25 protein-coding genes and 1 pseudogene are annotated in these 25,944 nt (G+C 58.0%); 14 read left to right on the top strand and 12 right to left on the bottom strand.

From position 1 onward, the window contains the following. Positions 1–7: 7 nt before the first annotated feature. Entirely contained in the window at positions 8–889 is an 882-nt protein-coding gene (locus AC54XV_RS26130) for a LysR family transcriptional regulator (RefSeq protein ID WP_003401941.1), read from the bottom strand. 149 nt (positions 890–1,038) lie between these two features. Between AC54XV_RS26130 and lysM the strand changes: the two genes are divergently transcribed. Beyond that, positions 1,039–1,479 carry a peptidoglycan-binding protein LysM gene (gene lysM / locus AC54XV_RS26125; RefSeq protein WP_024660323.1) on the top strand — a complete coding sequence of 147 codons (441 nt, stop codon included), beginning with the start codon at positions 1,039–1,041 and terminating at the stop codon, positions 1,477–1,479. Positions 1,480–1,523: 44 nt separating this feature from the next. Here lysM and yrfG read toward each other — a convergent pair whose 3' ends face one another. Beyond that, positions 1,524–2,186 carry a GMP/IMP nucleotidase gene (gene yrfG / locus AC54XV_RS26120; RefSeq protein ID WP_024660324.1) on the bottom strand — a complete coding sequence of 221 codons (663 nt, stop codon included), beginning with the start codon at positions 2,184–2,186 and terminating at the stop codon, positions 1,524–1,526. Between the two features lie 97 nt (positions 2,187–2,283). Between yrfG and nudE the strand changes: the two genes are divergently transcribed. Both nudE and cysQ read left to right on the top strand, forming a co-directional pair. Then, the gene (gene nudE, locus AC54XV_RS26115; protein WP_003372295.1) at positions 2,284–2,850 is read left to right on the top strand and encodes an ADP compounds hydrolase NudE; all 567 of its coding nucleotides are present in this window, start codon (positions 2,284–2,286) and stop codon (positions 2,848–2,850) included. Further along, positions 2,847–3,689 carry a 3'(2'),5'-bisphosphate nucleotidase CysQ gene (gene cysQ, locus AC54XV_RS26110; protein ID WP_104724271.1) on the top strand — a complete coding sequence of 281 codons (843 nt, stop codon included), beginning with the start codon at positions 2,847–2,849 and terminating at the stop codon, positions 3,687–3,689. The genes nudE and cysQ overlap by 4 nt, the downstream gene beginning before the upstream one ends. 547 nt (positions 3,690–4,236) lie before the next feature. Here the strand turns inward: cysQ and AC54XV_RS26105 are convergent. The 5 genes from AC54XV_RS26105 to rfbB all read right to left on the bottom strand — a co-directional run bounded on the left by AC54XV_RS26105 (position 4,237) and on the right by rfbB (position 9,771). Next, entirely contained in the window at positions 4,237–4,710 is a 474-nt protein-coding gene (locus tag AC54XV_RS26105) for a YiiD C-terminal domain-containing protein (protein ID WP_024659893.1), read from the bottom strand. Next, positions 4,697–6,088 (bottom strand): sigma-54-dependent transcriptional regulator, encoded by a 1,392-nt coding sequence (locus AC54XV_RS26100; protein WP_496717477.1) that lies wholly within the window; start codon positions 6,086–6,088, stop codon positions 4,697–4,699. The genes AC54XV_RS26105 and AC54XV_RS26100 overlap by 14 nt, the downstream gene beginning before the upstream one ends. After that, a complete protein-coding gene (locus AC54XV_RS26095) occupies positions 6,085–7,893 on the bottom strand; it encodes a sensor histidine kinase (RefSeq protein WP_032607501.1) in 1,809 nt (602 codons plus the stop codon). The genes AC54XV_RS26100 and AC54XV_RS26095 overlap by 4 nt, the downstream gene beginning before the upstream one ends. A gap of 169 nt (positions 7,894–8,062) precedes the next feature. After that, complete coding sequence (gene rfbC / locus AC54XV_RS26090; protein ID WP_003318259.1) at positions 8,063–8,608, bottom strand: dTDP-4-dehydrorhamnose 3,5-epimerase; 546 nt, start codon at positions 8,606–8,608, stop codon at positions 8,063–8,065. 80 nt (positions 8,609–8,688) lie between these two features. After that, positions 8,689–9,771 (bottom strand): dTDP-glucose 4,6-dehydratase, encoded by a 1,083-nt coding sequence (rfbB, locus tag AC54XV_RS26085; RefSeq protein ID WP_024652757.1) that lies wholly within the window; start codon positions 9,769–9,771, stop codon positions 8,689–8,691. Positions 9,772–10,013: 242 nt separating this feature from the next. Here rfbB and AC54XV_RS26080 point away from each other — a divergent pair, with 242 nt between their 5' ends. The 4 genes from AC54XV_RS26080 (at position 10,014) to AC54XV_RS26065 (ending at position 17,180) form a co-directional block, all read left to right on the top strand. Next, positions 10,014–12,926, top strand: a complete 2,913-nt coding sequence (locus AC54XV_RS26080) for an aminotransferase (protein ID WP_496717475.1) — start codon at positions 10,014–10,016, stop codon at positions 12,924–12,926. Positions 12,927–13,266: 340 nt separating this feature from the next. Next, positions 13,267–14,145 (top strand): N-carbamoylputrescine amidase, encoded by an 879-nt coding sequence (gene aguB / locus AC54XV_RS26075; protein ID WP_003372277.1) that lies wholly within the window; start codon positions 13,267–13,269, stop codon positions 14,143–14,145. Between the two features lie 5 nt (positions 14,146–14,150). Further along, the gene (gene aguA / locus AC54XV_RS26070; RefSeq protein WP_496717473.1) at positions 14,151–15,257 is read left to right on the top strand and encodes an agmatine deiminase; all 1,107 of its coding nucleotides are present in this window, start codon (positions 14,151–14,153) and stop codon (positions 15,255–15,257) included. A gap of 648 nt (positions 15,258–15,905) precedes the next feature. Further along, positions 15,906–17,180: an OprD family porin gene (locus AC54XV_RS26065; protein WP_004407011.1), complete on the top strand. Its 1,275-nt coding sequence runs from the start codon at positions 15,906–15,908 to the stop codon at positions 17,178–17,180. A gap of 271 nt (positions 17,181–17,451) precedes the next feature. Here the strand turns inward: AC54XV_RS26065 and AC54XV_RS26060 are convergent, their stop codons facing one another. Then, complete coding sequence (locus tag AC54XV_RS26060) at positions 17,452–17,946, bottom strand: hypothetical protein (protein WP_024642609.1); 495 nt, start codon at positions 17,944–17,946, stop codon at positions 17,452–17,454. A gap of 160 nt (positions 17,947–18,106) precedes the next feature. On the opposite strand from AC54XV_RS26060, the gene AC54XV_RS26055 reads away from it, so the two are divergent. From AC54XV_RS26055 to AC54XV_RS26045, 3 genes and pseudogenes are all read left to right on the top strand, one after another. Then, positions 18,107–18,676 (top strand): GNAT family N-acetyltransferase, encoded by a 570-nt coding sequence (locus tag AC54XV_RS26055; protein ID WP_496717470.1) that lies wholly within the window; start codon positions 18,107–18,109, stop codon positions 18,674–18,676. Then, positions 18,651–19,316: pseudogene (locus tag AC54XV_RS26050) on the top strand (Fic family protein); the annotation flags it as partial. The gene AC54XV_RS26055 and the pseudogene AC54XV_RS26050, both read left to right, overlap by 26 nt. Before the next feature lie 95 nt (positions 19,317–19,411). Further along, positions 19,412–19,885, top strand: a complete 474-nt coding sequence (locus AC54XV_RS26045) for a GNAT family N-acetyltransferase (RefSeq protein WP_240846516.1) — start codon at positions 19,412–19,414, stop codon at positions 19,883–19,885. Positions 19,886–19,896: 11 nt separating this feature from the next. Here the strand turns inward: AC54XV_RS26045 and AC54XV_RS26040 are convergent, their stop codons facing one another. Then, positions 19,897–20,634 (bottom strand): hypothetical protein, encoded by a 738-nt coding sequence (locus tag AC54XV_RS26040; protein WP_017278317.1) that lies wholly within the window; start codon positions 20,632–20,634, stop codon positions 19,897–19,899. Positions 20,635–20,941: 307 nt separating this feature from the next. Further along, positions 20,942–21,364, bottom strand: coding sequence for a DUF1493 family protein (locus tag AC54XV_RS26035; protein WP_024640494.1), 423 nt, complete (start codon positions 21,362–21,364; stop codon positions 20,942–20,944). Positions 21,365–21,554: 190 nt separating this feature from the next. On the opposite strand from AC54XV_RS26035, the gene AC54XV_RS26030 reads away from it, so the two are divergent. Continuing rightward, positions 21,555–21,896 (top strand): DUF5713 family protein, encoded by a 342-nt coding sequence (locus tag AC54XV_RS26030; protein WP_024660732.1) that lies wholly within the window; start codon positions 21,555–21,557, stop codon positions 21,894–21,896. Between the two features lie 100 nt (positions 21,897–21,996). Then, on the top strand, positions 21,997–22,641 hold the full coding sequence (locus AC54XV_RS26025; RefSeq protein ID WP_024660731.1) for a histidine phosphatase family protein: 645 nt from the start codon (positions 21,997–21,999) through the stop codon (positions 22,639–22,641). Positions 22,642–22,733: 92 nt separating this feature from the next. Here the strand turns inward: AC54XV_RS26025 and AC54XV_RS26020 are convergent, their stop codons facing one another. Together AC54XV_RS26020 and AC54XV_RS26015 are read right to left on the bottom strand one after the other, a co-directional pair. Further along, entirely contained in the window at positions 22,734–23,099 is a 366-nt protein-coding gene (locus tag AC54XV_RS26020; RefSeq protein ID WP_024640497.1) for an addiction module antidote protein, read from the bottom strand. Then, positions 23,075–23,398 carry a type II toxin-antitoxin system RelE/ParE family toxin gene (locus AC54XV_RS26015; protein WP_240892928.1) on the bottom strand — a complete coding sequence of 108 codons (324 nt, stop codon included), beginning with the start codon at positions 23,396–23,398 and terminating at the stop codon, positions 23,075–23,077. The genes AC54XV_RS26020 and AC54XV_RS26015 overlap by 25 nt, the downstream gene beginning before the upstream one ends. A gap of 656 nt (positions 23,399–24,054) precedes the next feature. Between AC54XV_RS26015 and AC54XV_RS26010 the strand changes: the two genes are divergently transcribed. Together AC54XV_RS26010 and AC54XV_RS26005 are read left to right on the top strand one after the other, a co-directional pair. Then, a complete protein-coding gene (locus AC54XV_RS26010; RefSeq protein ID WP_240892916.1) occupies positions 24,055–24,993 on the top strand; it encodes a retron St85 family effector protein in 939 nt (312 codons plus the stop codon). Beyond that, complete coding sequence (locus AC54XV_RS26005) at positions 24,990–25,922, top strand: retron St85 family RNA-directed DNA polymerase (protein ID WP_240892917.1); 933 nt, start codon at positions 24,990–24,992, stop codon at positions 25,920–25,922. Before AC54XV_RS26010 ends, AC54XV_RS26005 begins: the two co-directional genes overlap by 4 nt. Positions 25,923–25,944: the final 22 nt, after the last annotated feature.

Raw genomic sequence — 25,944 nt, 5'->3', positions numbered from 1 at the left:
CAACGCGCTAGCGCGGTATTTCCGCTACCAGTGCAAAGCAGGCTTCAGCCAGTGCCGAGCGCGGCGCACTGCGGCGCATGATCAACCCCAGCCGGGCTAAAGTCCGGGAGTCGGCAATCGGATGCAGGCGCAAATGTTCGGTCAGCGTTTCCAGACCGCCATCCAGCGGCATGATCGCGCAGCAAAAACCGCCGTGTACGGCTTGCAGCAACTGATGAACGGCATCGGTTTGTATCAGCGGATTGGGTTGCAGGCCGCGGCTATGGAAGTTGTGATCGATCGACTGGCGAAAATGCATGCCGCTGGTCAGCGTGCCCAGCGGCAACTCGACCAGGTCGGCCCAGCTCAAGGGATCGTCACCAAAGGTAAAGTGCCGACGGTCATACAGCAGGCCCATGCGTGTGTCGTCCAGGGTCAGCGAATCGAAACGCTCGTTGTCCAGCCGTTCCAGGTACGAAACGCCCAGGTCGATACGATTGCTCGCCAGTTGTTCCAGCACTTGCTCGGAGCTGAGTGACGACAGCTCGAAGCGCAGATTGGGGTGCATCTGGTGCAGCCGGTGCAGCAATGGCAGCGGGTCGAAGCTCGACAGCGGCACCACGCCCAGGCGCAACGTCCCGACCAGATGACCGCGGCAGGCGGCCGCTTCAGCCTGCAGACCGTCGTAGGCCGCCAGTACCGTGCGTGCCCAGGCCAATACGCGTTCGCCTGGCGCAGTGAAACCCTCGAAGCGCTGGCCGCGATTGACCAGTGGCAAGCCAAGCTCTTCTTCCAGATTGCGCAGGCGCATCGACAGCGTCGGCTGGGTGATGTTGCAACGCGCAGCCGCCTGGCCGAAGTGCCTCGTCTCGTCGAGGGCGATCAGAAATTTAAGTTGCTTGATGTCCATATTCACTCCGGTGAGCCATCCAGACAGCCGATTCTACGCGTTCAGGCTGAACGATGGTCGAGCTACGTTGGTCGGAAGCCTGCAGCCCTTGATTTACGAGGGCTACACTAATCGCGCAGTCCTCAACACTACTTACGGATAACCAGAAAATGAGTCTTATCAGTTTCATCAAAGAAGCAGGCGAGAAAATTCTGGATGCACTTCTGCCAGATAAAGCCAACGCCGATGAGGTGCTGAAAAAGCATATCTCCGAAGTCGGCCTGGGCAACCCCAATGTGCAGACCGAGGTTAACGGCGGCACGGTCATCGTCAAAGGCCAGGTCGCCAATCAGGAGGAGAGGGAAAAGATTGTCGTGACGCTGGGTAATATTCATGGCGTGGATAAAGTCGACGACCAGATGACTGTTGCGGGCGGCGAGACTTCTGAATCCGAATACGTCGAAGTGATGCCGGGCGACACCCTCAGCGCTATTTCCAAGCGCGTGTATCACGATGCCAACCAGTACCAGAAAATCTTTGAAGCCAACAAGCCGATGCTCAAGAGCGCGGACAAGATCTATCCAGGTCAGAAGCTGCGCATTCCGAAGTGATCTGAAGACGCTGCCCGCCTTTTCAGGCGGGCACACGGCGTTGCTTACAATCCCTTGCTCAGCTCCCGATAGTCGTCCACTGCAGCGAACTCTTCGGTGTCTTTCGGGCCTTTCTGGCTGTTGGGCTGGCTGACTGCCAGCAAATGAGCTACACCGAAGTGTCGGGCGCTGCGCAGGATCGGCAGGGTGTCGTCGATGAACAGACTGCGTGCCGGGTCGAACGCTGTTTCGGCCTTCAACGCGTCCCAGAAATGCTGGCTTTCCTTGGGAAAGCCGTAATCGTGAGAGCTGATCAGGCGTTCGAAATAAGGCGCCAGCTCGATTCGCTCCATTTTCAGCGACAACGAATCACGGTGCGCATTGGTGATCATGATCACCCGCTTGCCGGCCTTTTGCAGGGCCGCCAGAAAGCTCTCGGCGTCCGGGCGCAGTGCAATCATGTGGGCGATTTCGCGTTTCAGGTCGCGAACCGAGAGGTTAAGCTCGGCGCTCCAGAAATCCAGGCAGTACCAGTTGAGCGTGCCCGCGTTGTTTTCGAACAGCGGTTTCAATTCCAGCCAGGCCATGGCGAAACTGACGCCGTGCAGTTCGGCGTAGCGCTGCGGCAGGTGCTGCATCCAGAAGTGTTCGTCGTAATGCAGGTCGAGCAACGTGCCGTCCATATCCAGCAGGACGGTATCGATTTCGCTCCAGGGCATGGAAAGCATTCTGGCCTCGTCAGGGGGTTGATAGCGGGTAAGCATATCCGACACAGACATCGGGAAAAGCTCGGTATAGTACCTCGTTCATGTAAAGGAGCCTGTCATGCGTCAGAAACCTACCGTACTTGCCCGCGCAATCGTCGCCAGTAGTCGTCTGTTCCGCGTTGAAGAGCTGCAATTGCGCTTTGCCAATGGCGTCGAGCGGACCTACGAGCGTCTGGCCAGCAAAGGCACGGGCCCCGGCGCGGTGATGATCGTGGCCATGCTCGATGCCGATCACGCGGTGCTGATCGAAGAATATTGCGGCGGCACCGATGCCTACGAGCTGTCCCTGCCCAAGGGCCTGATCGAGCCGGGCGAAGACGTGCTGGCGGCTGCCAACCGTGAACTCAAGGAAGAGGCCGGCTTCGGTGCGCGGGAGCTGGAATTGTTGACCGAGCTGTCGCTGTCTCCCGGCTACATGAGCCAGAAAATTCAGGTGGTGCTGGCCACCGACCTGTACGAAGAGCGGCTGGAAGGCGACGAGCCCGAGCCGATCCGGGTCGACCGGATCAACCTGCGCGAGCTGTCGAGCCTTGCCCAGAATGCCCAGTTCAGCGAAGGCCGGGCGCTGGCCGCGCTGTACCTCACACGTGACCTGCTGACCCAGCGTGGATTGTTTCAGCCATGACCGATTCGTTGCACAACCTGCCACATCCGCTGCTCGCCCCGGTGATTGAACTCACGCGACTGGCGGGCGAAGTGATCCTGCCGTTCTGGCGCGCCAATGTCACCGTGACCACCAAGACTGACGACTCGCCGGTGACCGCCGCTGATCTGGCCGCCCATCAGGTGCTGGTCGAGGGCCTGCAGGCGCTTGATCCGGACATTCATGTGCTCTCTGAAGAGGACGCTGACATCCCCTTCCGCCAGCGGGCAAGCTGGGAGCGCTGGTGGCTGGTCGATCCGCTGGACGGCACCAAGGAGTTCATCTCCGGCAGCGAAGAGTTCACCGTCAATGTCGCACTGATCGAACGCGGCCGCGTGGTATTCGGTGTGGTCTCGATGCCCACCAACAACCGTTGTTACTTCGGCGGTGCCGGGCTGGGTGCCTGGCGCAGCGATGGCGTCGGCCACCTCCAGCCGATCGCCGTGCGCAATCAGCTTGGCGAAGGGCAGACCTTTACCGTGGTCGCCAGCCGCCGCCACTCCAGCCCGGAGCAGGAGCATTTGCTGGCGGGCCTGTCGAACGGGCTGGGTCATTTGCAACTGACCAACATCGGCAGCTCACTGAAATTCTGCCTGCTGGCCGAAGGCGCCGCCGACTGCTACCCACGCCTGGCCCCGACCTCGCAATGGGACACCGCTGCGGCGCAGGGCGTGCTTGAAGGTGCAGGAGGCGAAGTGTTGCAACTGGACGGCCAGCCGTTCAGCTACCCGGCCCGCGAATCACTGCTCAACCCGTTCTTCCTGGCCCTGCCAGCCAACGCCGAATGGCGCGACAAACTGCTGGTGCTGGCGCAGTCCTGAGGCCGGGCCTCAAGGCCTCTGCCCGGCGGGCGTAGAAGCGAACCGGGCGACGTTTCGCTTGCTCGCGAAAGGGCCGGTGCATCCACAGCAAATCCAGTGCTTGAAACGACGCCTTCGCGAACAAGTTCGCTCCTACAAAAGCGCTGAGACGCTTGGCTGAGACAGTTTCACCAGTGCTAAAGCGCACGGCCTGTTCTTCGCTTGATACAGGTATGCAGGGTCAGGCGCGTTCTTGTGGAGCCAGCTTGCTCGCGAAGGCGATGGTTCAGGCGATGAATTTTTGCCGATTGCACCGGCCTCTTCGCGAGCAAGCTCGCTCCCACAGGTCTGCATCCACTACGCGCAGCCACACTGGCGCAACATGAACTGCCCGACAAAGCGCACGGCGTGTTCTTCGCTTGATACAGGTCTGCAGGGGCAGGCGCGTTCTTGTGGGAGCGAGCTTGCTCGCGAATACGATTGATCAGACGATGAATTTTTGCGGATTACACTGGCCTCTTCGCGAGCAAGTTGGCTCCCACGGGTAGTGAATTGACTGCGCGCAGCCTCACCGGTGCAACACAAACTGCCCGACAAAGCGCACGGCCTGTTCTTCACTGTCCTGCTCGCTGATGGCGGTGTGCAGGGTCAGGCGGGCGCGGCCTCGGCGTTGGTAGGTGGTGATGAATTTGTCCCATTGCGCCAGCTCGGGCGCGTCGCAGCGGGCGATGGCGTCGCTGCGTACCGGCAGTGGATAACTGATCTGTCCGTCCTGAATCACGATATGCCCATCAGTGATCCCGGCTTCGCGCAGCCGCAGGTGCAGCCAGCCCCAGCCCGCCAGTACTGCGCCGCAATACAGGCTGCCGCCGAACAGCGTGCTCTTGTGGTTGACGTTGGGGGCCAGCGGCAGGTGCAGGCGCAGTGTCTGGTTGTGCCAGTCAATCACGCGCATGCCCATCTCGCGGGTCAGCGGGATGTCGTGGTGCAGCACCTGCTCCAGTGCGTGGGCGGCGTCATGTCCAGGCTCAATCGTTGTCATCGGAAGCTCCGCTGCTGTCGCCAAACGTCAGGCCGTGCTTGCGCAGTTTGTCGTGCAGGGTCTTGCGCGGCACACCCAGCGCTTCCGCGAGGCTGCGCACCGAGCTGTGCGGGCGCGCCAGTTCGGCGGCGATCAAGGCGCGCTCGAAGCTTTCCACCTGATCACTCAAACCACCACCCGGCGGTGGCGCTTGCTCTGCATCAACGCCTTCCGGCTCCAGCTCCAGTTCCAGACCCAGCGCAAAACGCTCGGCAGCGTTTTGCAGTTCCCGGACGTTGCCCGGCCAGTTATGCCGCAACAGCAGCGCGCGCTGGCCCGGCTTGAGTTCGTGCTTGGGGATGCCGTGGCGCATGCTCGCGGCATCGGCGTAATGTTCGAACAGCATCAGCGCATCTTCACCCCGTTCGCGCAACGGCGGGATGCGCAGCGAGGCCACGTTCAGGCGGTAATACAAGTCTGCCCGGAAGCGGCCCTGATCGGCCGCGTGACGCAGGTCTTCCTTGGTCGCGGCGATGATGCGGATGTCCAGCGGGATCTGCTGATTGCTGCCCATTCGCTCAACCACGCGCTCCTGCAGCAGGCGCAGCAGCTTGACCTGCACGTCCAGGCTCATGCTTTCGATTTCATCGAGGAACAGCGTACCGCCGTTGGCAAATTCGAACTTGCCGATACGCCGCTTCTGCGCGCCGGTGAAGGCGCCTGGCTCGTGACCGAACAGCTCGCTTTCCACCACCGATTCAGCCAGCGCGCCGGCGTTGATCGCCACGAACGGGCCGCTGCGGCGGTTGGACAGGTCGTGCAGCGCGCGGGCAACCACTTCTTTGCCTGCGCCGGTTTCGCCGAGGATCAGCACGTCGGCTCGCGTCCCGGCCAATGCGCCGATTTGTTCGCGCAGACGCAGGATCGGCGGCGACTGACCGATCAGGCGTGTGCTCAGTTGTTGGCGATCACTCAGGGCCAGGCGCAGGCTGCGGTTATCCAGCACCAGACGGCGCAACGCCAGGGCACGGCGCACGCTGTCGAGCATGGCGTCGCTGGCGAAGGGTTTTTCCAGAAAGTCGTAGGCCCCGGCGCGCATGGCCTTTACCGCCAGCGGCACATCGCCATGCCCGGTGATCAGCAGTACCGGCAGGTCGGGGTCCTGCGCGTGAAGCTGGTCGAGCAGTTCCAGGCCATCCATGCCCTGCATGCGAATATCGCTGACCACCACGCCCGGCCAGTCGTGGCCGATGCGCTCGGCCAGCCCGGTCGCTTCGGGCAGCGATAGAACGTTCAGGCCAGCCAGGTCCAGCGTCTGACGCAGGGCCTGACGCAGGTGCGAATCGTCGTCGATCAGCACCACCTGAATCTGGCTGTCGATGGCTGTGTCCGAACTCATGCAGAAAGGTCCTCTGGCGGTTGAAGATTGGCCCCGGAAGCCCCGGCACGCAGGCGCAGGGTCAGCAGCGCACCGCCGCTGGGATGGTTGGCGAACAGCAATTCGCCGCCCAGCGCGCGCATCAGCGTATCGCAGATGGCCAGACCGAGGCCAAGGCCCTGGGTGCGAGTCTTGGTCGTAAAGAAGGGCTCGCGAGCCCGCGCCAGTGCTTCCTGGGAAAAGCCGGGGCCGTTGTCACGAATGTACAGGTTAACGCCCTCGGCGGTTTGCTCGACACTTATCCACAGCCTGCGCGGCGGGCCTTTTTCAGTGAGGGCGTCCAGCGCGTTGGCGATCAGATTGCCGAGCACCTGACGCAGACGGGTTTCACCGGCCTGCACCCAGATTGTGGCGTCCGGCAGGTCACGGATCAGTTCGACTTCCATGGCGCGCCGCCGCTTGGCCAGCAACGCCAGCGCATCTTCCAGCGCCGGTTGCAGTGCCACGCTTTCAGGGGCGTGGCGGTCGCGACGGGCGAAGGCGCGCAAGTGCGCGATGATCGAGGCCATGCGCCCGGTCAGTTCGCTGATCAGCTTGAGGTTGCCGCGGGCGTCCTCGGTGCGCTGATGATCGAGCAGCACTTCGGCGTTTTCGGCGTAACTGCGGATAGCGGCCAACGGCTGATTCAGCTCATGGCTGATACTCGCCGACATGGTGCCCAGCGCCGTCAGTTTGCTGGTCTGCACCAGTTCGTCCTGAGCCTGCACCAGTTCCTGCTGCGCCTGTTCGCGCTCCAGCACTTCCTGGCGCAGACGGCTGTTGAGCCCCTCCAGATCGCTGGTCCGCTCGATAACCCGCATCTCCAGCTCGCGGCGCGCCTTGGCCTCGAAAGCGATGCGGTCCAGATAATGACGACGACGCTGCATCATCAGGCCCAGCAACAACATCAGCACCAGCAGCGCTGCGCCGCCAATCGCCACCACCGTGCGCACCTGACGGTCGACAAGGGCGCGAGGCGCGAGGATGTTGACGTTCCAGCCGGTCTCTTCGATGGCCTGGGTCTGGGTCAGCCAGGCGTTTTCATCGATCCTCAACGGGCGCGGATCGCGGGTCGGGTAGGACTGGATCGCGACGATGGCTTTTTTCTCGTCATCGGTCAGGTCGCGGGTCGCCCGAAAACGCCATTCGGGGTTGGAGGTCAGAATCACCACGCCGTTCTGGTCGGTCAGCAGCAGTTGCTCGGGCGTCTTGCCCCACAGGGTTTCGGTGTGGTCCAGATCGACCTTGACCACCAGCACGCCGATGATTCGCTCACCGTCACGCACCGGGCCGGCGAAAAAGTAGCCACGTTTGGCAGAGGTCGTGCCGAGGCCGAAGAACCGCCCGGTTCTGCCCGCCCGCGCATCGATGAAATAGGGCCTGAACGAGAAGTTTCGGCCAATGAAACTGTCCTTGTGATCCGAGTTGGAGGCCGCCAGGGTCAGGCCGTTTGCGTCCATCAGGTACATGACATCGGCACCGGTCTGACGCGTGATTTCGCTGAGCAGACGGTTGGCGTTTACCAGGGTAGGTGTGTCGCCCGGTGCCGCCAGTGCGGCGCGCAAGGCCGGCAGGTCGCCGAGGATCTGCGGCAGGGTTTCGTAACGGTGCAGGGTGCCGAGCAGGTTGGCGACGTACAGGTCCAGGGTCTGGCGGTTCTGATTGGCCAGCACGTTGCGGTAATAACGTTCGGCCAGATGCTCCAGCGGCCACAGCAACGGCGCCAGGCAGAGTGCCAGAAGGGCAAGGCTGCGCCAGCGAGGGCGGGGCGGCAGAGCGGGAGTCATGGTCATCGATTGGCCGTCGCCGAAGGGTTGACGATGCCTGCTGGCGATCACGCCGCGGCAGGCAACAAAAACACCCGGTCATCCTGACGTGGGCATCAGGCGCGTATTATGCCCGCCGCCGGCTTGTCAGGCACCCGGACATTGCGCCGGGCGGCCTTGGGTCGCGGGCTCAGGGAAACAGGTCGGCTTCTTTCAGGCGCTTGCCTTGCTGATCCTTGGCCGACAGGTTGGGCTGGCCGTCGAACTGCCAGTCGATGGCCAGATCCGCATCGTCCCAGGCGATGCAGCGTTCGGCAGACGGTGTGTAGTAGTCGGTGGTCTTGTACAGGAACTCGGCGTGTTCGCTGAGCACCACGAAGCCATGGGCAAAGCCTTCCGGAACCCACAGCTGACGGGCGTTTTCAGCGGACAGCTCGACGCCGACCCACTGGCCGAAGTTCGGCGAGCTGCGGCGAATGTCCACGGCCACATCCAGCACCTTGCCGACCGTGACGCGCACCAGTTTGCCCTGGGCATTTTCGATCTGATAATGCAGACCGCGCAGGACGCCGCGCTGCGAACGCGAGTGGTTGTCCTGTACGAATTCACGGGTCAGGCCAGTGGCAGCCTGAAAAGCCTTGGCGTTGAAACTTTCATAGAAAAAACCTCGTTCATCACCGAATACCTTGGGTTCGAGAATCAGGACTTCCGGCAATTTTGTTGCGACTACGTTCACGTGGCTTCCCCTGCAATGTTCAATAAGTCGTGGCGACTCGACAGTCTGCCCTGAGGCGCGCCTGCCGAGAAGGGTGCTGATCAGGCAATCAGGTCTTTAGGCTCGGTAAAGCCCAGTCGTTCGCCCTGATAACTGCCGTCCTGAACCCTGCGGCACCAGTCCAGGTTATCCAGGTACCACTGCACAGTCTTGCGCAGCCCGGACTCGAAGGTTTCTTCGGGCGTCCAGCCCAGATCGTTGTCGATCTTGCCGGCATCGATGGCATAACGCTGATCGTGGCCCGGACGGTCGACCACGTAGGTGATCAGGTCGCTGTACTGCGCGACGCCTGCCGGATGCTGCGGGGCGAGCTCATCGAGCAGCGCGCAGATACCACGCACCACGTCGATGTTTTTCTGCTCGTTGTGGCCACCGATGTTGTACGTCTCGCCGACTTCACCTTCGGTCACCACCTTGAGCAGTGCCCGTGCGTGATCCTCGACGAACAGCCAGTCGCGCACTTGCAGGCCATTGCCGTACACCGGCAGGGGCTTGCCCGCCAGGGCGTTGAGAATCACCAGCGGGATGAGCTTTTCCGGGAAGTGGAACGGCCCATAGTTGTTGGAGCAGTTGGTCACCACCACCGGCAGGCCATAGGTACGGTGCCAGGCACGCACCAAATGGTCGGACGCCGCCTTGCTCGCCGAGTAGGGTGAGCTGGGCGCATACGGTGTGGTTTCGGTGAACAGATCATCGACACCGTGCAGGTCGCCATACACCTCATCAGTGGAAATATGGTGAAAGCGGAACGCCTGGCGCTGCGCTTCCGGCAGTTTCAGCCACCAGGCGCGCGTGGCTTCCAGCAGGCTGTACGTGCCGACAATGTTGGTCTGGATGAACTCGGCCGGACCATCGATGGAGCGGTCGACGTGGGATTCAGCCGCCAGGTGCATGATCGCCTGCGGCGCGAAGCGCTCGAGCACCGCGCTGACACGGGCCTGATCGCAGATATCCGCCTGCACGAACTCATAGCGCGTGTCGGTGGCAATCGACTGCAGCGATTCAAGGTTGCCCGCGTAGGTCAATTTGTCGAAGTTCAGCACTTCGTGGTCGGTGTTGTTTATCAGGTGGCGGATCAGTGCAGAGCCGATGAAACCTGCGCCCCCGGTAACGAGTATTCGCATGAACTGACCTTCTTGTGTGTTCTGGAGTAATGCAGCATAGCGCTTGAGCGCGTATGACAGGATCGAACCATTAAACCCGAGCAGGCGGTTGAATAAAACTCCGGCTGATTTCCGACCTGAGGTGCAGGTGCGGATTGGTCGCGCAGTGCAATCCCCCTATAGTCAATGCCCCTACAGTTGCGCGACTGCCCATCACGCCTTGCTCATTGAGCCCGGGCCTGACAACAAGAACGAGGTTCTCCATGCCGCTTGCCACGCTCATCCGCCGGTCCAGTCTGCCTTGCCCCGAGGTCAGCGCGGACCAGGCGCTGCAATTGCTCGCGCAGCACTACGGGCTGAGCGGCACCCTGAAAGCGCTGGGCAGCCAGCAGGATCGCAACTTTCTGCTGGATACCGGCACGCGGCGTTATGTGCTGAAAATCTGCCACGGGGCGTATTCGACCAGCGAGCTGAACGCCCAGCACGCGGCGTTGCATCATCTGGCTGGCCACAGTACGGTCAAGGTGCCGGGCGTGATCCGTGCCATCGACACCGAACAGTTACTGTCGGTCGACATCGACGGGCAGGCGGTGCATGTGCGTCTGCTGGAGTTCATCGACGGGCAATCGCTGGGGCATGTCGAGCACCTGGGGCGTGACATCGTGGTCGAGCTGGGCGAACTGTGCGCCCATGTGGATATTGCGCTGGCCGATTTCGACCACCCCGGTCTGCAGCGCATCCTGCAGTGGGACCCGCGCCACGCCCACGCGTTGATCAAGCACCTGCTGCCGGTGATCAAGGATGCCGACGCTCGCGCTTGTCTGATCGAAGCCGGCGAGCAGGCTCATCGTCGTCTGTTGCCATTGATTGCCGCACTGCCGATACAGGCAGTGCATCTGGACATCTCCGAGCACAACGCAGTCTGGCGACGCGAGGCGGGGCACCCGTGGCACTTGCAGGGGCTGATTGATTTCGGCGATCTGCTCAGTACCTGGCGAGTGGCCGATCTGTCGGTGACCTGCGCGGCGCTGCTGCACCACGCCGAGGGCGACCCGCTGTACATCCTCCCGGCCATTGCCGCCTATCACGCCCTCAATCCGCTGAAGATCGAGGAATTGCAGGCGCTCTGGCCGCTGATCGTGGCTCGATCCGCAGTGCTTGTGCTCAGCAGCGAACAACAGGCCAGCGTCGAGCCTGGCAATGCGTATATCCAGGCCAACCTTGCCGGCGAATGGAACATTTTCGATGTCGCCACTTCGGTGCCGATGGCGCTGATGGAAGCCGCCATTCTGCGCGCGGTTTGTCTGGACCTGCCGCCTGTCGAGCAACCTGCCTATTCGCCGTTGTTGCCCAGCCTGGCGGGGCTTCAGCCGGTGCTGGTGGATCTGGGCGTGCTCAGCGAGCACTTCGTGGCAGGCAACTGGGAGCAGAGCGGCATCGATGAATACCTGCTTTCGCAAGCGGCCGGGGACAGTGGTCTGGCAGCCAGCAGGTTCGGTGAATACCGTCTGTCACGCACCTTGCCTGACTTCGCCAGCGAGCCGGAGACCTTTGCGCTGCACGTCGAATTGCATGTGCCCGCAGCAACGCCGCTGCATGCGCCGTTCGAGGGCACCTTGCGGCTGACGGCCGATGCTGCGGTGCTGTTGGTCGGCGAGCGCGTCAGTTTGAAGCTGTGGGGTGTGTTGCCGGAGGCTTCGCTGCAGGGTCAAGTGGCGGCGGGTTCTTTGATCGGGCAGGGCGGTGGCTCGCTGTTGCTGCAATTATGTACCGCGCCGGACCTCAGCCCGCCGCTGTTCAGCACACCGGCCTGGGCAGATGCCTGGCGCGCAGTGTGCCCGTCGCCCTCGGCGCTGCTGGGTTTTGATTGTGACGCGCCAGCCTTGCAGGACGCCGGGCAATTGCTGGCGCGCCGTGATGCCAGCTTTGCCCGCTCGCAAAAGCACTACTACCAGGCCCCGCCGCACATCGAGCGCGGCTGGCGTAACCACCTGATCGACATGCAGGGCCGCTCCTACCTGGACATGCTCAATAACGTCGCCGTTCTCGGTCATGGCCATCCGCGCATGGCTCACGAGGCGGCGCGCCAGTGGTCGTTGCTCAACACCAACTCGCGTTTTCATTATGCGGCGATCGCCGAGTTCTCCGAGCGCCTGCTCAAGCTGGCCCCCGAGGGCATGGATCGCGTGTTTCTGGTCAACAGCGGCACCGAGGCCAACGATCTAGCGATCAGGCTGGCGTGGGCTTACAGCGGTGGTCGCGACATGCTCAGTGTGCTGGAGGCGTATCACGGCTGGTCGGTGGCCACCGATGCCATTTCAACCTCTATCGCCGACAACCCGCAGGCGCTCAGCACGCGCCCGGACTGGGTGCATCCGGTCACCGCGCCCAACACCTATCGCGGGCCGTTCAGGGGCGCGGACAGTGCGCCTGAGTACGTGCGCAGTGTCGATCAGGCCCTTGCCACGCTGGCTGAGCAGCAACGGCAGGTGGCGGGCTTCATCTGCGAGCCGGTGTATGGCAATGCGGGCGGGATTTCCCTGCCGCCGGGGTATCTGCAACAGGTGTATCAGAAGGTCCGCGCTGTGGGTGGCGTGTGCATTGCCGATGAGGTGCAGGTGGGTTATGGCCGGCTGGGTCATCACTTCTGGGGCTTCGAAGAGCAGGGCGTGGTGCCGGACATCATCAGCATGGCCAAAGGCATGGGCAACGGCCATCCGCTGGGCGCGGTGATCACCCGCCGTGAGATCGCCGAGGCGCTGGAGGCCGAGGGTTATTTCTTCTCGTCATCCGGTGGCAGTCCGGTCAGTTGCCGGATCGGCATGGCGGTGCTGGATGTCATGGAGGAGGAAAAACTCTGGGACAACGCCCGGATCGTGGGCGACCACTTCAAGGCGCGGCTGCAGGCCCTGGCCGATATACATCCGCTGGTGGGCGCGGTGCACGGCATGGGCTTTTATCTGGGCATGGAACTGGTCCGCGACCGCCACACCCTGGAACCCGCCACAGAAGAAACCGCGCGCCTGTGCGAACGCCTGCGTGAGCTGGGCATTTTCATGCAGCCGACCGGCGACTACCTGAACATCCTGAAAATCAAACCCCCGATGTGCACCACCCGGCAAAGCGTGGACTTTTTCGTCGACAACGTATCGAAGGTGCTGCGCGAACTGGAATAGAGGACGCAGAGCGTCCAGAACGGCATATCCACGCGGAGCATGGGCACGATAGAGGTTGGCCGGAGATTATCGTCATACCCGGATCTGTTTTTGATTCTGGCCGAAGGCCGTAGGAGCGAACTTGTTCGCGAAGGGCCGTCGCGTCACACCCAGCTCGTAGGAATGAGCGCGGTCATGAGTCTTAAGCAGATTAATATCGGTAAAATCTACAAATAAATTCATGATAAGAAAATAATAAGCTTTTAATACCGATTTATATCCGCTATAAAGACGTTCATAATCGTCATCGCCTGTCTGCTATGGTGATAAGTCCTTTGCAACCGCCCCTGGAGATATTTTCATGAGCCGTATCGTTTCTGTCGCTGCTACCCAGATGGCCTGCTCCTGGGATCTGGAAGCCAACATCGAGACCGCTGAAAAGCTGGTACGCGAAGCTGCCGCCAAGGGCGCCCAGATCATTCTGATTCAGGAACTGTTCGAAACCCCGTACTTCTGCCAGAAGCCGAACCCGGACTATCTGCAGTTGGCGACCACCCTCGAGTCCAACGTCGCAATCAAGCACTTCCAGAAAATCGCCAAAGAACTGCAGGTCGTCTTGCCGATCAGCTTCTTCGAGCTGGCAGGGCGTGCGCGTTTCAACAGCATCGCGATCATCGACGCAGACGGCAGCAACCTGGGCATCTACCGCAAGAGCCACATCCCGGACGGCCCTGGCTACCACGAAAAGTACTACTTCAACCCGGGCGACACCGGCTTTAAAGTCTGGCAGACCCGTTACGCGAAAATCGGCGTGGGTATCTGCTGGGATCAGTGGTTCCCGGAGTGCGCGCGCAGCATGGCGTTGCAGGGCGCGGAAATTCTGTTCTACCCGACCGCCATCGGCAGCGAGCCGCATGACAAGACCATCAGCTCGCGCGACCATTGGCAGCGCGTGCAGCAAGGTCACGCCGGCGCGAACCTGATGCCGCTGATTGCCAGCAACCGCATTGGCAACGAAGAGCAGGACGGCTACGACATCACCTTCTACGGTTCGTCGTTCATCGCCAACCAGTTCGGTGAAAAAGTCGCCGAGCTCAACGAAACCGAAGAAGGCGTGCTGGTCCACAGCTTCGACCTGGACGAACTGGAGCACATCCGCAGTGCCTGGGGCACGTTCCGTGATCGCCGCCCTAACCTGTATGGCGCGGTGAAGACCCTCGACGGTTCGCTGGAGTCCTGATCGCCATGACCACGCTCAATAGCACGCCACGCGCCGACGGTTTCCACATGCCGGCCGAATGGGCACCGCAAACCCAGGTCTGGATGGTCTGGCCCGAGCGCCCGGACAACTGGCGCCTGGGTGGCAAGCCCGCCCAGGCTGCCCACGTCGCCATCGCCAAGGCCATCGCCCGCTTTGAGCCGGTCACGGTGGCTGTGTCGGCTGCACAATACGACAACGCCCGTGCGCGGCTGGACATGCCGAACATCCGGGTTGTGGAAATGAGCAGCAACGATGCCTGGGTGCGCGACAGCGGGCCGACGTTCGTCATCAACGACCGTGGCGAAGTGCGCGGCGTGAACTGGGAATTCAATGCCTGGGGCGGCTTCGATGGCGGCCTGTATGCGCCGTGGAATCTCGATTCGCAGCTGGGCAGCAAGGTACTCGAAATCGAGCGCTGCCCGCGTTACGTCACCGAAGGCTTCGTCCTCGAGGGCGGCTCGATCCACGTGGATGGCGAGGGCACGCTGATCACCACCGAAGAGTGCCTGCTCAATCGCAACCGCAACCCGCACCTGACCCGCGAACAGATCGAAACGATCCTCGGCGATTACCTGGCTGTGGATAAAGTCATCTGGTTGCCGGAAGGCCTGTTCAACGACGAAACCGACGGGCATGTGGATAACTTCTGCTGCTACATCCGTCCGGGCGAGGTGTTACTGGCCTGGACCGATGATCCCGAAGACCCCAACTACTCACGCTGCCATGCGGCATTGAGTATTTTGGAAAACACTCGGGATGCCAAGGGGCGTGCGTTTATCGTGCATAAAATGCCGATTCCGGGCCCATTGTTCGCCACAGAAGAAGAATGCGCGGGCGTCGATCAGGTGCATGGCAGCCAGGGACGCAACCCTTCGGTGCGTCTGGCCGGGTCGTATGTGAATTTTCTGATCGTCAACGGCGGCATCATTGCGCCGAGTTTCGACGATCCGATGGACGGAAAGGCCCGCGAGATCCTGCAAAAGCTGTTTCCAGAGCATGAGGTGGTGATGGCGCCAGGCCGTGAATTGCTGCTGGGCGGGGGCAATATCCACTGCCTGACACAGCAACAGCCAGCGCCTCACAAGCACTAGTGCTTAGTAACTAGTTGTATCTAACAACTGGATAGTTGGTCCCGTTTTTGCTGTATTAAGCCCATCATCAGATGGGCTTTTTTATGCGTTACTTTATAACTAAGTTCATCAGATTTATCGGCAGTTATCCTAAATTCCACTGGCGAAAACCCGTTTTCTTAGCTTGACTGTCACATGGCATCAGTAGATTTAGCCCCTCATGAATCAAGAGGTTTTCGTTATGAATGCAGGTATGAGCCAACAGCGAGTTCGTGGTTTTTCTGCTTCGCTCAGTAACGAGGCACGCCAGCGAGTGGCGGATTGGTTAAGGACGACCAGGCCCGTGAAAGCCAGACCGGACGTACGCGCCATGCTGCTGCAGCGCTATCCGGCAGGCCTGTTCAACGATGCCGAATTCGAAGCGTTGGCGCGTGTGCTGACAGATTAAGCAATACACCAGACCAGGCCCCGGCCATCCACACGTTTGACACCCCCAGGCACCCGAACTAGGATTCGCGCCCCACTGCCTGTGGCTCCACCCCCTGTACGTGCTTCGTAGTCCACTGCGATGACGTCGTGCGGCGCTTCACCGCCTGACCAGAGGCGGGAAGCCAGACGGCCATTGGCCGCCGCCACAGCGCATGTCATTTGCAGAACAAGGAAGACAAAATGCTTAACACACGTATGGGCATGCTCGCTTTGGGCATCATCAGCGCCAGTCAGGCCATGGCCCAGGGGCAGGCCGATTCGAAGGGCTTTGTCGAAGACAGCAGCCTGAACGTCAACCTGCGAAACGCCTACATCAATCGCGACTTCAAAAACGACCGTGAAGACAAATCCGAATGGGGCCAGGCCTTCATGGGCACCTTCGCGTCCGGTTTCACTCAGGGCACGGTTGGCGTGGGCGTCGACGCCTTTGCGCTGTACGGCATTCGCCTTGATGGCGGAAAGGGCCGCAGCGGCAATGGCGGCATCGACTTCTTCAAGCAGGGCGACAGCGGCGCGGCTGCCGATGACCTGTCCCGTGCAGGCGCAGCGGTAAAAGCACGCTTCTCGAATACCGTCATCAAATACGGCGATCAGATGCCGCAATTGCCGGTATTGAACTACGACAACTCCCGTCTGCTGCCGGAAAGCTACACCGGCACCCTGATCACCTCCAAAGAGATCGAGGGGCTGGAAGTGGTCGCCGGGCGTTTCACCCAGGAAGCGCGCAAGAGCGCCGAAGGCCGCGACAGTGGTGACCTGAAGAGCATCAACGTCTACGGCGCCAGCTACAAATTCACCGATGAGTTCAGCGCCGCTTTCTATGCCTCCGACAACGAAGACGTGTTCAAGAAGCAGTACCTGAACCTGAACTATGTCTTCGCCCTGCCGCAAGACCAGTCACTGACCTTCGACTTCAACGGCTACAAAACCCGACTGGATAAAGACTTCACTGCCAGCGATGCGCGTGACAACAAGATCTGGAGCCTGGCCGCAACCTGGGCCGTGGGCATCCACTCCTTCACCCTGGCGCATCAGCGCAGCACCGGTGACATGGGTTACGCCTACGGAGGCTATCGCAACGATGGCGGTTTTGGTGATGGCGGTAACACCATCTACCTCGCCAACTCCTACTGGTCCGACTTCAACGGCAAGGACGAACGTTCTTGGCAGGCGGCCTATGGCGTCGACCTGTCCGGGCTGGTCCTGCCCGGCCTGAGCTACAAGGCTGCCTACGTACGCGGCGACAACATCGACGATGGCACCGCAGGCAGCGGCGACGGCACGGAACGCGAGATATTCAGCCAGCTGACTTACGTGGTCCAGAGCGGCCCGGCCAAAGACCTCTCGATCCGCCTGCGCAACTCGTTCCTGCGGGTCTCGGACGATGCACAGGCCTACAACAGCGAAGGCAACGAGACACGCATCTTCGTTGACTACCCGATCAACGTTTTCTGATCCGAGGGCGGCGGCCTGACAAAGACCGTCGCCTGAATCCTGATCGTGCCCATGCTCCAGCGCTCATCGCTATACAAGTCTGCTTTTGATTCTGGCCGGAGGCCGTGGGAGCGAACTTGTTCGCGAAGAGGGCTGGATAATCGCCGAAAATGCATGACTGAAACACCGTTCGTGCTCCAGCGTGGGCATACCTTCCCTGACGCTCTCCGTCACATCTACCCATCCCAAGTCTGTCAGTCACGTCAAAGAACATGACAGGTCCGCACCTGACTCAGTCCGCAATCAACTGAACAAACACTGCGAAACCGCCGAGGAAAATCCAGAAAAAGCTGAACAGCCAAGGACTGCGCTTGGAGAACAGCAAGGACTTTTTCGGCCCGGTTTCGCTGGATTCCCAATCGCTGAACAACGGCGAATCGTCATAAGTCAGCCCGATGACCGGCTCGCTGAGCAACAGTTGCGCCTGTTTGTGGTGCCAGTGCTGGATGATGTCGCACGCCGCCCGAATACCCGGCCAGGCGAACAGCGTACTGAGTAGCCCCAGCAAGGCGAGCATCGGCGGCACTACCAGCGTAAACATCGCGCCCCAGGCCGTGTTCATATTGGCCATCGAAGACGCGTAGGCGATCACCAGGAATGACTGCGCCGACAAATAGGCGTTGGTGCGGTTGGAGAGGTTGGTGGTTTCGTAATGAATTTCGCGTCGATAAAAATCCAGCCGTTCCTTGGGCGAGCCAAACAATTTGACCTGCTGCTCATCCACCACGCTTTGGGGTGTCTGATCCGTAATGATTCTGGGCACTGGGGTTTCCGATGTATAAAAGATGCAGGATAGACCCCCACCTGCAGCCGGCAGTTCGACTTAAATCCCCGGCATACGGGACCGTTCATCCAGTGAGCATCGTTCGATGAACAGGGACATCGTCATGACCATCACCCCCACGCTGTACACCGAGCGTCTGCTGCTGACGCCACTTCAGCTCGAGGATGCGCCTGCGGTTCAGCAACGCTTTCCGCTATGGGACATCGTGCGCTACCTGAACAACCGTGTCCCCTGGCCTTATCCACAGGACGGTGCGCTGCGCTACATTCAGGACGTCGCACTGCCCGCCATAGCAAACGGCACCGAGTGGCACTGGATGATCCGCCTGCAGAGCGCGCCCCACGACATCATCGGCAGCATCACCCTGATGACCCATCCCGGCAACAACCGCGGCTTCTGGCTGCACCCGGACTGGCAAGGCCACGGCTACATGAAAGAGGCCTGCCGCGTGATCAATCGACAGTGGTTCGACGTGATGGGCATGCCCCTGATGCAAGTGCCCAAAGCCGCCCCCAATGAAGCCTCGCGGCGCATCTCGATCAGCGAAGGCATGCGCAAGGTGAGCACGCAGGAGGGCGAGTTTGTTGGCGGACGGTTCGAGGTGGAAGTCTGGGAGATGACGCGGGAGGAGTGGTTGCGCTTACACGAATACCCCGGTCAAGGCGCGCTTTAGCCAAGGTCGCAATCAGCGTGAAGACTTACCGCTGTATCCGGAGATGGCTATACGTGAAGGCATCGTCAACGCTTTCGCTCATCGAGACTACAGCAGCTTTTCCGGCGGCATCAAAGTAGAGATCAGTCCGGTCCGACTGCAGATCTGGAACTCCGGCAGCCTTCCGGACGGCGTCGATGCGGACAAGCTGCAACAGGGCCATATTTCAGTGCTGCGCAATCCTGATATTGCCCACGCACTTTATTTACAGGGCTATATGGAAAAGCTGGGTCGCGGCAGCGTACTTATTCGTCAGGCCTGCGAAGAGAACGGCCTTGCGCCTCCTGTTTGGTATAGCGAAGGAAACTCTGGAGTCACCCTCACATTCCTTACCCCGGAAGTCGCCCCGGAAGCCACCCCGGAAGTCACCCCGGAAGTCGAAAAGCTGATTGTGCTCGTAAATGGAGACATCAAACGCATTGAGCTTCAGCACCAGTTGAAGCTGGCTGACGCGGAACACTTCCGTAAACATTACCTTTCGCCCGCGCTTGAGCAGGGCGTTCTCGCCATGACGATTCCGGAGAAACCGACCAGCAGCAATCAGCGATATCGTCTGACGAGCCTGGGGAAAATCGTTCGTAAGCGACTCGATGGGCAATGAGCGCCTTGACGATCAGGCCCGCCAACAAAGCTAAAGTGGTCGCGGTTCCTGGATAGGGCACCTGACGTCGAGCCTTTTATACGGGAGCAAACACAATGCAACAGATTCTAGAAAATGATCCCGACATCACCCTGGTAACGGTCCAGCCCGAAGACTTCGAAACATTGGTGGCCATACGTATCGAAGCCATGCGTGAAAGCCTCGAGCGTGTTGGCCGGTTCGATCCGGTGCGCGCCCGAAAGCGTTTTCGTGAAGGGTTTTCTGCGTCATGCACACATTACATCCAGGTCGCCGGCAGCAAGGTCGGCTTCGTGGTCGTCAAACCGAGCAGCGACGGCCTGCTGCTGGATCACCTGTACATCAAGCCTGCTGTTCAAGGGCAGGGCATTGGTGCTGCCGTGCTTCGGCAAGTGTTCGCACAAGCGGACGCGACCGCATCCACAGTACGAGTGGGCGCCCTGAAAGAAAGCGACTCCAACCGCTTCTACGTTCGTCACGGGTTTCAGCTCGTTGAGAGCGGCGAGTTCGACAACTACTACCTCCGCTCGCAACGTCTGCCGATGTGCTGACGGGTTTTGGATCAACCCGCCGAGGCAGCTTTCTCCGCCGCACGTGCAGCGAGCATGGCCGCCTCCGATTCCTGGGTGTGCAGCTCACCTTTGTACGCCAGTTGATTGAAGAACATGCCGTCGATCTGATCTTTCGATGGCGTCGACGTCTTGGGAATAAACAGCGCGCCCAGGTCCAGAGAATTGGCGAAGTTTTCCTTGTTCAGGTTGTAGCGACCCAGATAACTGCCGCTCCAGGGCGAATCGGCGTCGACCAGGTCAATGGCCGTCTCCCGATAGGTAGCCGCTGCGGCTTTCAGCCCACTGGACGCATTCAACAATGTATTGAGTTGCTTGGTATCCGCCTCGCTCAACTCACCGGAACTGTTGATCGCCTTCAGATTACCGTCCGCCTCGATCGTGAAGCCGAACTTCTTGCTGGCCAGATCCGGATACACCGACGCCAGCGTCGACGTGAACGCTTCATACGACGTCTTCAGCGCCTCCGTCGAGTTACTGTGCTGCGCCGCCATCTTCGGGAAATCAGGCGACTGCGAGCGACCTATCCAGGTATCAACCGCTTCCATCGGTTCAGTGGTCGCAGGTACTTCGGTACTCGGGTGATAGACGACAGCGGGTGTACTGGCAGCAGCGTTCTTAAACGCTTCTTTCTGCGCATCGGTGAGCGGCTGCGGGGTGAGCGTGATGCCGGAATTGGGCAGGGTGATGGTGGGAGACGTGTTGTTGCCGGGGGTTAGTGAGATAACCATTTCATCGATCCATGATTGCGGGGTTGTATGGAGGGTATCGACGGGGTGGGTGGGAAGCTTGAGGAGTTTGGGGAGGACGAAGGTTTTCAGGTTGTTTCTGTTGGCTTTGCCTCGGGAGCTTTTCTTTCCCGATAGAGCTTGGTGGTCACGGCCTGCTCAAGGCCACGCATACAGGAAACCTCCGTCACGCTGAAAGGGGGTTTGAATTACATGGATTGCTGCAACCTGAGGTCATCACCGAGCGCATCCACTTTTCGTAAAGCGCTTGGGGTATGACATGCATACCAAGTGGTTCACACAGGCAAGATCAACGGCTCTTTATCTTGTAGCCATCAATCGGAATATCTTCTGTGCGCTCATACAGGGGAGCATCGCTGAATGTGGCTTGTTCAAATGCTTGCGTATCCCAACGTCTCGCTTTCAAGGCTAAATACAACATGCCCACCCTCAACGGAATGTTGCCGCGTCTGTCTTTGGCGCGCCTGAAGGAAAAGAAGTTGAAACCTTCTTCCAAAAAGTACCGATAAGGGTCGTAATCGTTAAGATCGATAGAGAAACGTTCGAAGAACTCGACCATCAGATCATTTGCGTCGTCGCCATCGACGCCCATGTCCCTTGCGACATCGGTCGCCAAGCTGAAGCTTTCAAACGCCTTTCTTCCAAAGCCCGCGGTATCGTTGATGCAGACGACGATGCTATCCATTAATTTGTAATCAAGGGGTTCGTTCATGGCTAGAAAACCTGATCTTCGGTGCTCACAACGGAGTTATAAGTTACAACTGTCTTGTAGACTATCAGTCCTGGCTTCGCCGCCGTATACGCCCAGCCTGCAGAATGGGCAATAATCTCTGTAATACATCTCCGATTGTCACCTCCATTGGACTCACTGAGCGCCCACTGTACATCGACGAGGGATACCCATGCAGTTGACCAATGAAACCATGGCCGAACACACCTTCCTGAAAGGCATGTATCAGGACGAGTATTTCCCTGATGCCGTTGTGAAAATGTGCGAAAAAGTGCTGGTCAACCTGTGTCACGAAATCGAGCAGCAAAAGCCTTCCGACCTGGACGCGCTGTATGCCCTGACTCACAAAGCGACAGAGCAAATCAACGAGCTGGAGGAGGTATTCGAAGAGAACGGCAGTGAGATCGAAACCGTCGCCCGCGAAACCATTGCTGAGGATTTCGTACGCATAGCAGACGCTTATGGCTTCACCGACGCGGACATTGAGGAGCTGATTGCGCCGCGCGACTGGTAATCAACCGGTTGTATGCCCCCCTGATGCTGACGGGTTTTGCCAGAAGGGGGCGTACGCTTGAATGCGCTCAGCCTCTGCCTCTTACGCGAGTCTCTGATTAATGAAGCAGGTCAGACTAATTCGTCACGGACAAAGCGCTGCCAACGCAGGCGAAGCCAGTGTGGATCACGCGACTATTACTCTCACGTTGAAGGGAGTAGAACAAGCACAGCTAGTGGCCCGATCATTCACACATGCGCCGGATTTGATTGTCGCCTCGCCGTTTTCCCGAGCGCAGGCAACCGCCATGGCGACCGCAGCTGCTTTTCCTAACACTCCGCTTGAAACCTGGCCCATTCAAGAGTTTACCTACCTCGAACCCGCGCGATGTGCCAACACGACCGTTGCTCAGCGGCGGGATTGGGTTGAAGCCTATTGGTCCAGGTCAGAACCGGCGTTTACGGATGGAGCAGGCGCCGAATCTTTTTCAGGATTTATAGCAAGAGCGCAGGCCTTCCTGGCTCGACTTGCGGAGCATCCTGCCCAGCGCATTGCGGTGTTTTCGCATGGGCAATTCATCAATGCCGTCGCCTGGCTGATCGAGCACAAGCCGCAGGACATTTGTGGGCAAGCGATGTCGGACTGGCGGGAGTATGAAATCAAGAACCATGTAGCTAACGGTGGTGGCTACATACTGTTCAGGCATGTGGACGCTGACGACTGGCGAATATGCTCACAACCCTCACAAAACGCTGAGAGCAGATAAAGCCAAACAGCTTCACTTCCGGATGGCGCTCTGACGACTACAAAAAACTGCTCGTTGTCGTGAAAGCGGCGCCATTTCGGGGTGAGGAATCGTCACTGGTCGGGGCTTTGACTGCCCATGTCAGCTCTGTGCGAAACGACCTTCGACATTCCCACGCCCAGTGCCTGGAGCACCTTGAGGATGGTGGAAAGCTTCGGGTCGCCGCCAGCAGTGATAGACCTGTAAAGGTTAGGTCTGGCCAGGCCCGTGTTCTTCGACAGATTACCCATGCCACCTCTAGCCTCGATCAGTCGACGGATAGCCGTAAGGAAAACGTCTTCACCCCCATCTTCGTCAATTTCTTCCAGCGCAACAGACAGGTATTCGATGGCAAACGCTTCGTCTTCACGGAGCATTTCCAGAACGCTTTCATCATGGGAGCGCGTACGAATCGTCATTTCTTTTTCACCTTGTGACATTTCCATAGAGCCTTGGCTTGGTCTATATCGTTTTGCTGCTTGTCCTTTGAGCCGCCACCCAAGAGAAATAGTATTTTTTGGCCCTGAATCGCGTAATACACCCGAAATCCAGGCCCAAAATCCAGCTTCATCTCAAAGACCCCATCACCCACCGGCTCGGTTACGCCGAAGTGGCCAAGCGCCGCTCGGTCGATCCGGGTAGTGATTCTTGCTTTGGACCGCGTGTCTCGAACGGTGTCGAGCCAACCCTGATAGATATCCACCTCGTTGGCAGACAGTACGTGTTCCACTTCGTATATGAGGGGTGTACCTTAAAAGAGACGGCTCGGTGATTGAATATTCTTATCGATAGCAAGGATGGTGATCGGAAATGAGTGACGCTGTGATTCAGCGTTAGAGAGATTGACGCTTGCGAGGGGCCGGTATGAAGCGGAGAAATGTTGCGAGAGGGATGCTGGACGCTGATGCGTGCGTTGAATGCCTTGCCTATGCCTGGTGTTATTTCTGAGAAAAATGGCCTGCATTGCTGCGACCTTCCATTTATTTGGTGCGGCACCAAGAGTCGAATTCAATTGCTATTTGTTTAAAAATCAATGGCTTAAGGTAATAGTATTTGAGGCGTTAACTCTATTTATACCCTGATCGTGGATCAAATAATGGAGCGGGTTCGTTATTGATATGAGCGACTATTCGTGATCTGAGAGAGGAATGAGCTAAAATTTCTTAAATTTCGCGTATGTCATATTGACAGCGTCATTGCCGTTTGGGATAGTCGACGCGTTCTTTACGCGTACAAGCTCGGTCCTGGTACCGATGCTTAGTCGGGCGATTAGCCAGACTCTAGAAAATTGCTTGGATTTATTCCGCAGAGAATATCTGCGGCCCTCCAATCGCGGGCTCATTACGGTCCACAGATATTCTCTGCGGCTGTTTCTTGGTAAAGAACCTCTTATAAATGACGGATCCTCGACTTGCTGCTCTATCATCGATAAAAATAGAGTCATCAAGAGTCGAGTACTGTAAGTCTCACATCGTTCTACTGTGTGGTGGTCGCTCGCCTGAAAAGGGGCATCCTGACGATCCCACCCCTTCAGTACAGTCGCTACGTCACGCTCTTGAGACAGACCTCAATAATAGAGTTGAATTCTTCAAGCCTGAAGATGTCACTAATTGGCAAGTCGACGCTATCTTTAGAAATCTGATTGATCTTGAGGTGGAGTTGGCTGCAATGTGTTCTCTGGTGGTTATTATACTAGAGAGTCCCGGAGCAATAGCTGAGCTTGGTGCTTTTTCTCAGTTAAAGGAGTTCAACGACAAAATTGTTGCTGTTTGCTCGGAAGGTCACTTTCAGAATGACTCATTCATAAAGTTAGGAATTTTTCGACATATCTCAAATGGTAAGCGAACTGCAGTAAAAAGTTATCCATTTGAAGTCGGATTTCCACTTACTATAACTGCTGAGATCATAGAGGATGTTGTGGTTGATGTTCAGCGCGAGTTGGACGAACTGCCGAAATCACAGCTTTTTAAAATATCAAATAGCTCCCATATTTTTGTTCTCTTGTATGAGCTTATAAAGCTGTTTGTTGCCGTTAAAGAGAGCGAGCTATTGGATTATCTTTCCAGGCTAGGTGTTGACGCTGGCAGGGATCAGCTAAGGGGTAAGCTTTTTCTGCTTCAGCGATTCAGGCTCATTAGTCTTGAGATTTACAGTGACTCCCAATTTTACGTCGCTAGGAACGCTGAGTTCCACAGGGTTAATTTTTCTGCGAGCTCTTCTGTACCGATAGATAAACTACGTATTTCTACAGAGTGTAAAGAGTTCTATAATACATCGGGAAAAGATAATCACCGGCTTAGAGTTATTCGTCGGCTGTTTGGGGGTGGGAAGTGATCGCCCATAAAACGCTTGAGAAAATGTTGGCTGATTTGTCATTGACTAATGAACAGTTAGTGCGTGTGGTTTCGAGGGCTCCTTATTCTTATAAAACTTACAGTATTCCGAAAAAGAATGGCGGGTTGCGAATAATCTCTCAACCTGCCAGGGAAACAAAGTATGTTCAATATTGGTTGATTCGTAACGTTTTTCATTTATTGCCAATTCATGAGGCCGCGTCGGCATATGTAAAAGGTGCAAGCATTAAAAAGAATGCCGAGACGCACCGAACAAACGAATACATGGTTAAGGTGGATTTTAAAGATTTCTTCCCGTCTATTAAAATCGATGACCTGATAGCACATTTTCAGAAAAGCTTACCTTTTCTTGATTTGCTAGAAATTCGATATATTGCAAGGCTGTCATGTATTAATAGAGGGAATGGAGGTGCCCTGAGTATCGGCTCTCCAGCGTCACCAATATTGTCAAACTCCATTATGTATGAGTTTGATAGTGCAGTAGCTGATTGGGCATCTCAAAACAAATTTGTTTATACTCGCTATGCTGATGATTTAACATTCTCCACGGCTTTACCTTACGCTTCTGAGTTAGTCGTACCTGTAATAAAAGATTTGTTGTCTAGTTTGAAATACCCACGCTTGAGTTTGAATGTTGACAAAACAATACATTTGTCTAAGCGAGGGAGCCGCAGGATTACCGGGTTAGTAATCACAAACGAAAATAAAGTTTCTCTTGGTCGTGATAGAAAGCGAGAAATTAGCGCTCTTGTCCATAGGTACGGTCTGGGACTGCTTGAACAAAAAGAAGTGTTTAGGCTTCAAGGATTGCTCGGTTTCGCTGCTGATGTAGAACCGTTATTTTTATCGCGTTTAGGTAAGAAATATGGGATGAAAACGATATTAAATCTCCTGAGAAAGCGTCAGTGAGACCCGCGGGCATTATTATTCA

The organism is Pseudomonas fragariae (ex Marin et al. 2024) (assembly GCF_059621105.1).
The sequence above is the reverse complement of the archived record's forward strand: the minus strand, read 5'-3'. Positions and strand labels throughout refer to the sequence as shown.

Excerpts from the sequence above, each read along its gene's own strand:
- AC54XV_RS26130 (WP_003401941.1), bottom strand. The coding sequence starts at position 889 with ATGGACATCAAGCAACTTAAATTTCTGATCGCCCTCGACGAGACGAGG.
- lysM (WP_024660323.1), top strand. The coding sequence starts at position 1,039 with ATGAGTCTTATCAGTTTCATCAAAGAAGCAGGCGAGAAAATTCTGGAT.
- yrfG (WP_024660324.1), bottom strand. The coding sequence starts at position 2,186 with ATGCTTTCCATGCCCTGGAGCGAAATCGATACCGTCCTGCTGGATATG.
- nudE (WP_003372295.1), top strand. The coding sequence starts at position 2,284 with ATGCGTCAGAAACCTACCGTACTTGCCCGCGCAATCGTCGCCAGTAGT.
- cysQ (WP_104724271.1), top strand. The coding sequence starts at position 2,847 with ATGACCGATTCGTTGCACAACCTGCCACATCCGCTGCTCGCCCCGGTG.
- AC54XV_RS26105 (WP_024659893.1), bottom strand. The coding sequence starts at position 4,710 with ATGACAACGATTGAGCCTGGACATGACGCCGCCCACGCACTGGAGCAG.
- AC54XV_RS26100 (WP_496717477.1), bottom strand. The coding sequence starts at position 6,088 with ATGAGTTCGGACACAGCCATCGACAGCCAGATTCAGGTGGTGCTGATC.
- AC54XV_RS26095 (WP_032607501.1), bottom strand. The coding sequence starts at position 7,893 with ATGACTCCCGCTCTGCCGCCCCGCCCTCGCTGGCGCAGCCTTGCCCTT.
- rfbB (WP_024652757.1), bottom strand. The coding sequence starts at position 9,771 with ATGCGAATACTCGTTACCGGGGGCGCAGGTTTCATCGGCTCTGCACTG.
- AC54XV_RS26080 (WP_496717475.1), top strand. The coding sequence starts at position 10,014 with ATGCCGCTTGCCACGCTCATCCGCCGGTCCAGTCTGCCTTGCCCCGAG.
- aguB (WP_003372277.1), top strand. The coding sequence starts at position 13,267 with ATGAGCCGTATCGTTTCTGTCGCTGCTACCCAGATGGCCTGCTCCTGG.
- aguA (WP_496717473.1), top strand. The coding sequence starts at position 14,151 with ATGACCACGCTCAATAGCACGCCACGCGCCGACGGTTTCCACATGCCG.
- AC54XV_RS26065 (WP_004407011.1), top strand. The coding sequence starts at position 15,906 with ATGCTTAACACACGTATGGGCATGCTCGCTTTGGGCATCATCAGCGCC.
- AC54XV_RS26055 (WP_496717470.1), top strand. The coding sequence starts at position 18,107 with ATGACCATCACCCCCACGCTGTACACCGAGCGTCTGCTGCTGACGCCA.
- AC54XV_RS26045 (WP_240846516.1), top strand. The coding sequence starts at position 19,412 with ATGCAACAGATTCTAGAAAATGATCCCGACATCACCCTGGTAACGGTC.
- AC54XV_RS26040 (WP_017278317.1), bottom strand. The coding sequence starts at position 20,634 with ATGGTTATCTCACTAACCCCCGGCAACAACACGTCTCCCACCATCACC.
- AC54XV_RS26035 (WP_024640494.1), bottom strand. The coding sequence starts at position 21,364 with ATGAACGAACCCCTTGATTACAAATTAATGGATAGCATCGTCGTCTGC.
- AC54XV_RS26030 (WP_024660732.1), top strand. The coding sequence starts at position 21,555 with ATGCAGTTGACCAATGAAACCATGGCCGAACACACCTTCCTGAAAGGC.
- AC54XV_RS26025 (WP_024660731.1), top strand. The coding sequence starts at position 21,997 with ATGAAGCAGGTCAGACTAATTCGTCACGGACAAAGCGCTGCCAACGCA.
- AC54XV_RS26020 (WP_024640497.1), bottom strand. The coding sequence starts at position 23,099 with ATGTCACAAGGTGAAAAAGAAATGACGATTCGTACGCGCTCCCATGAT.
- AC54XV_RS26010 (WP_240892916.1), top strand. The coding sequence starts at position 24,055 with ATGACGGATCCTCGACTTGCTGCTCTATCATCGATAAAAATAGAGTCA.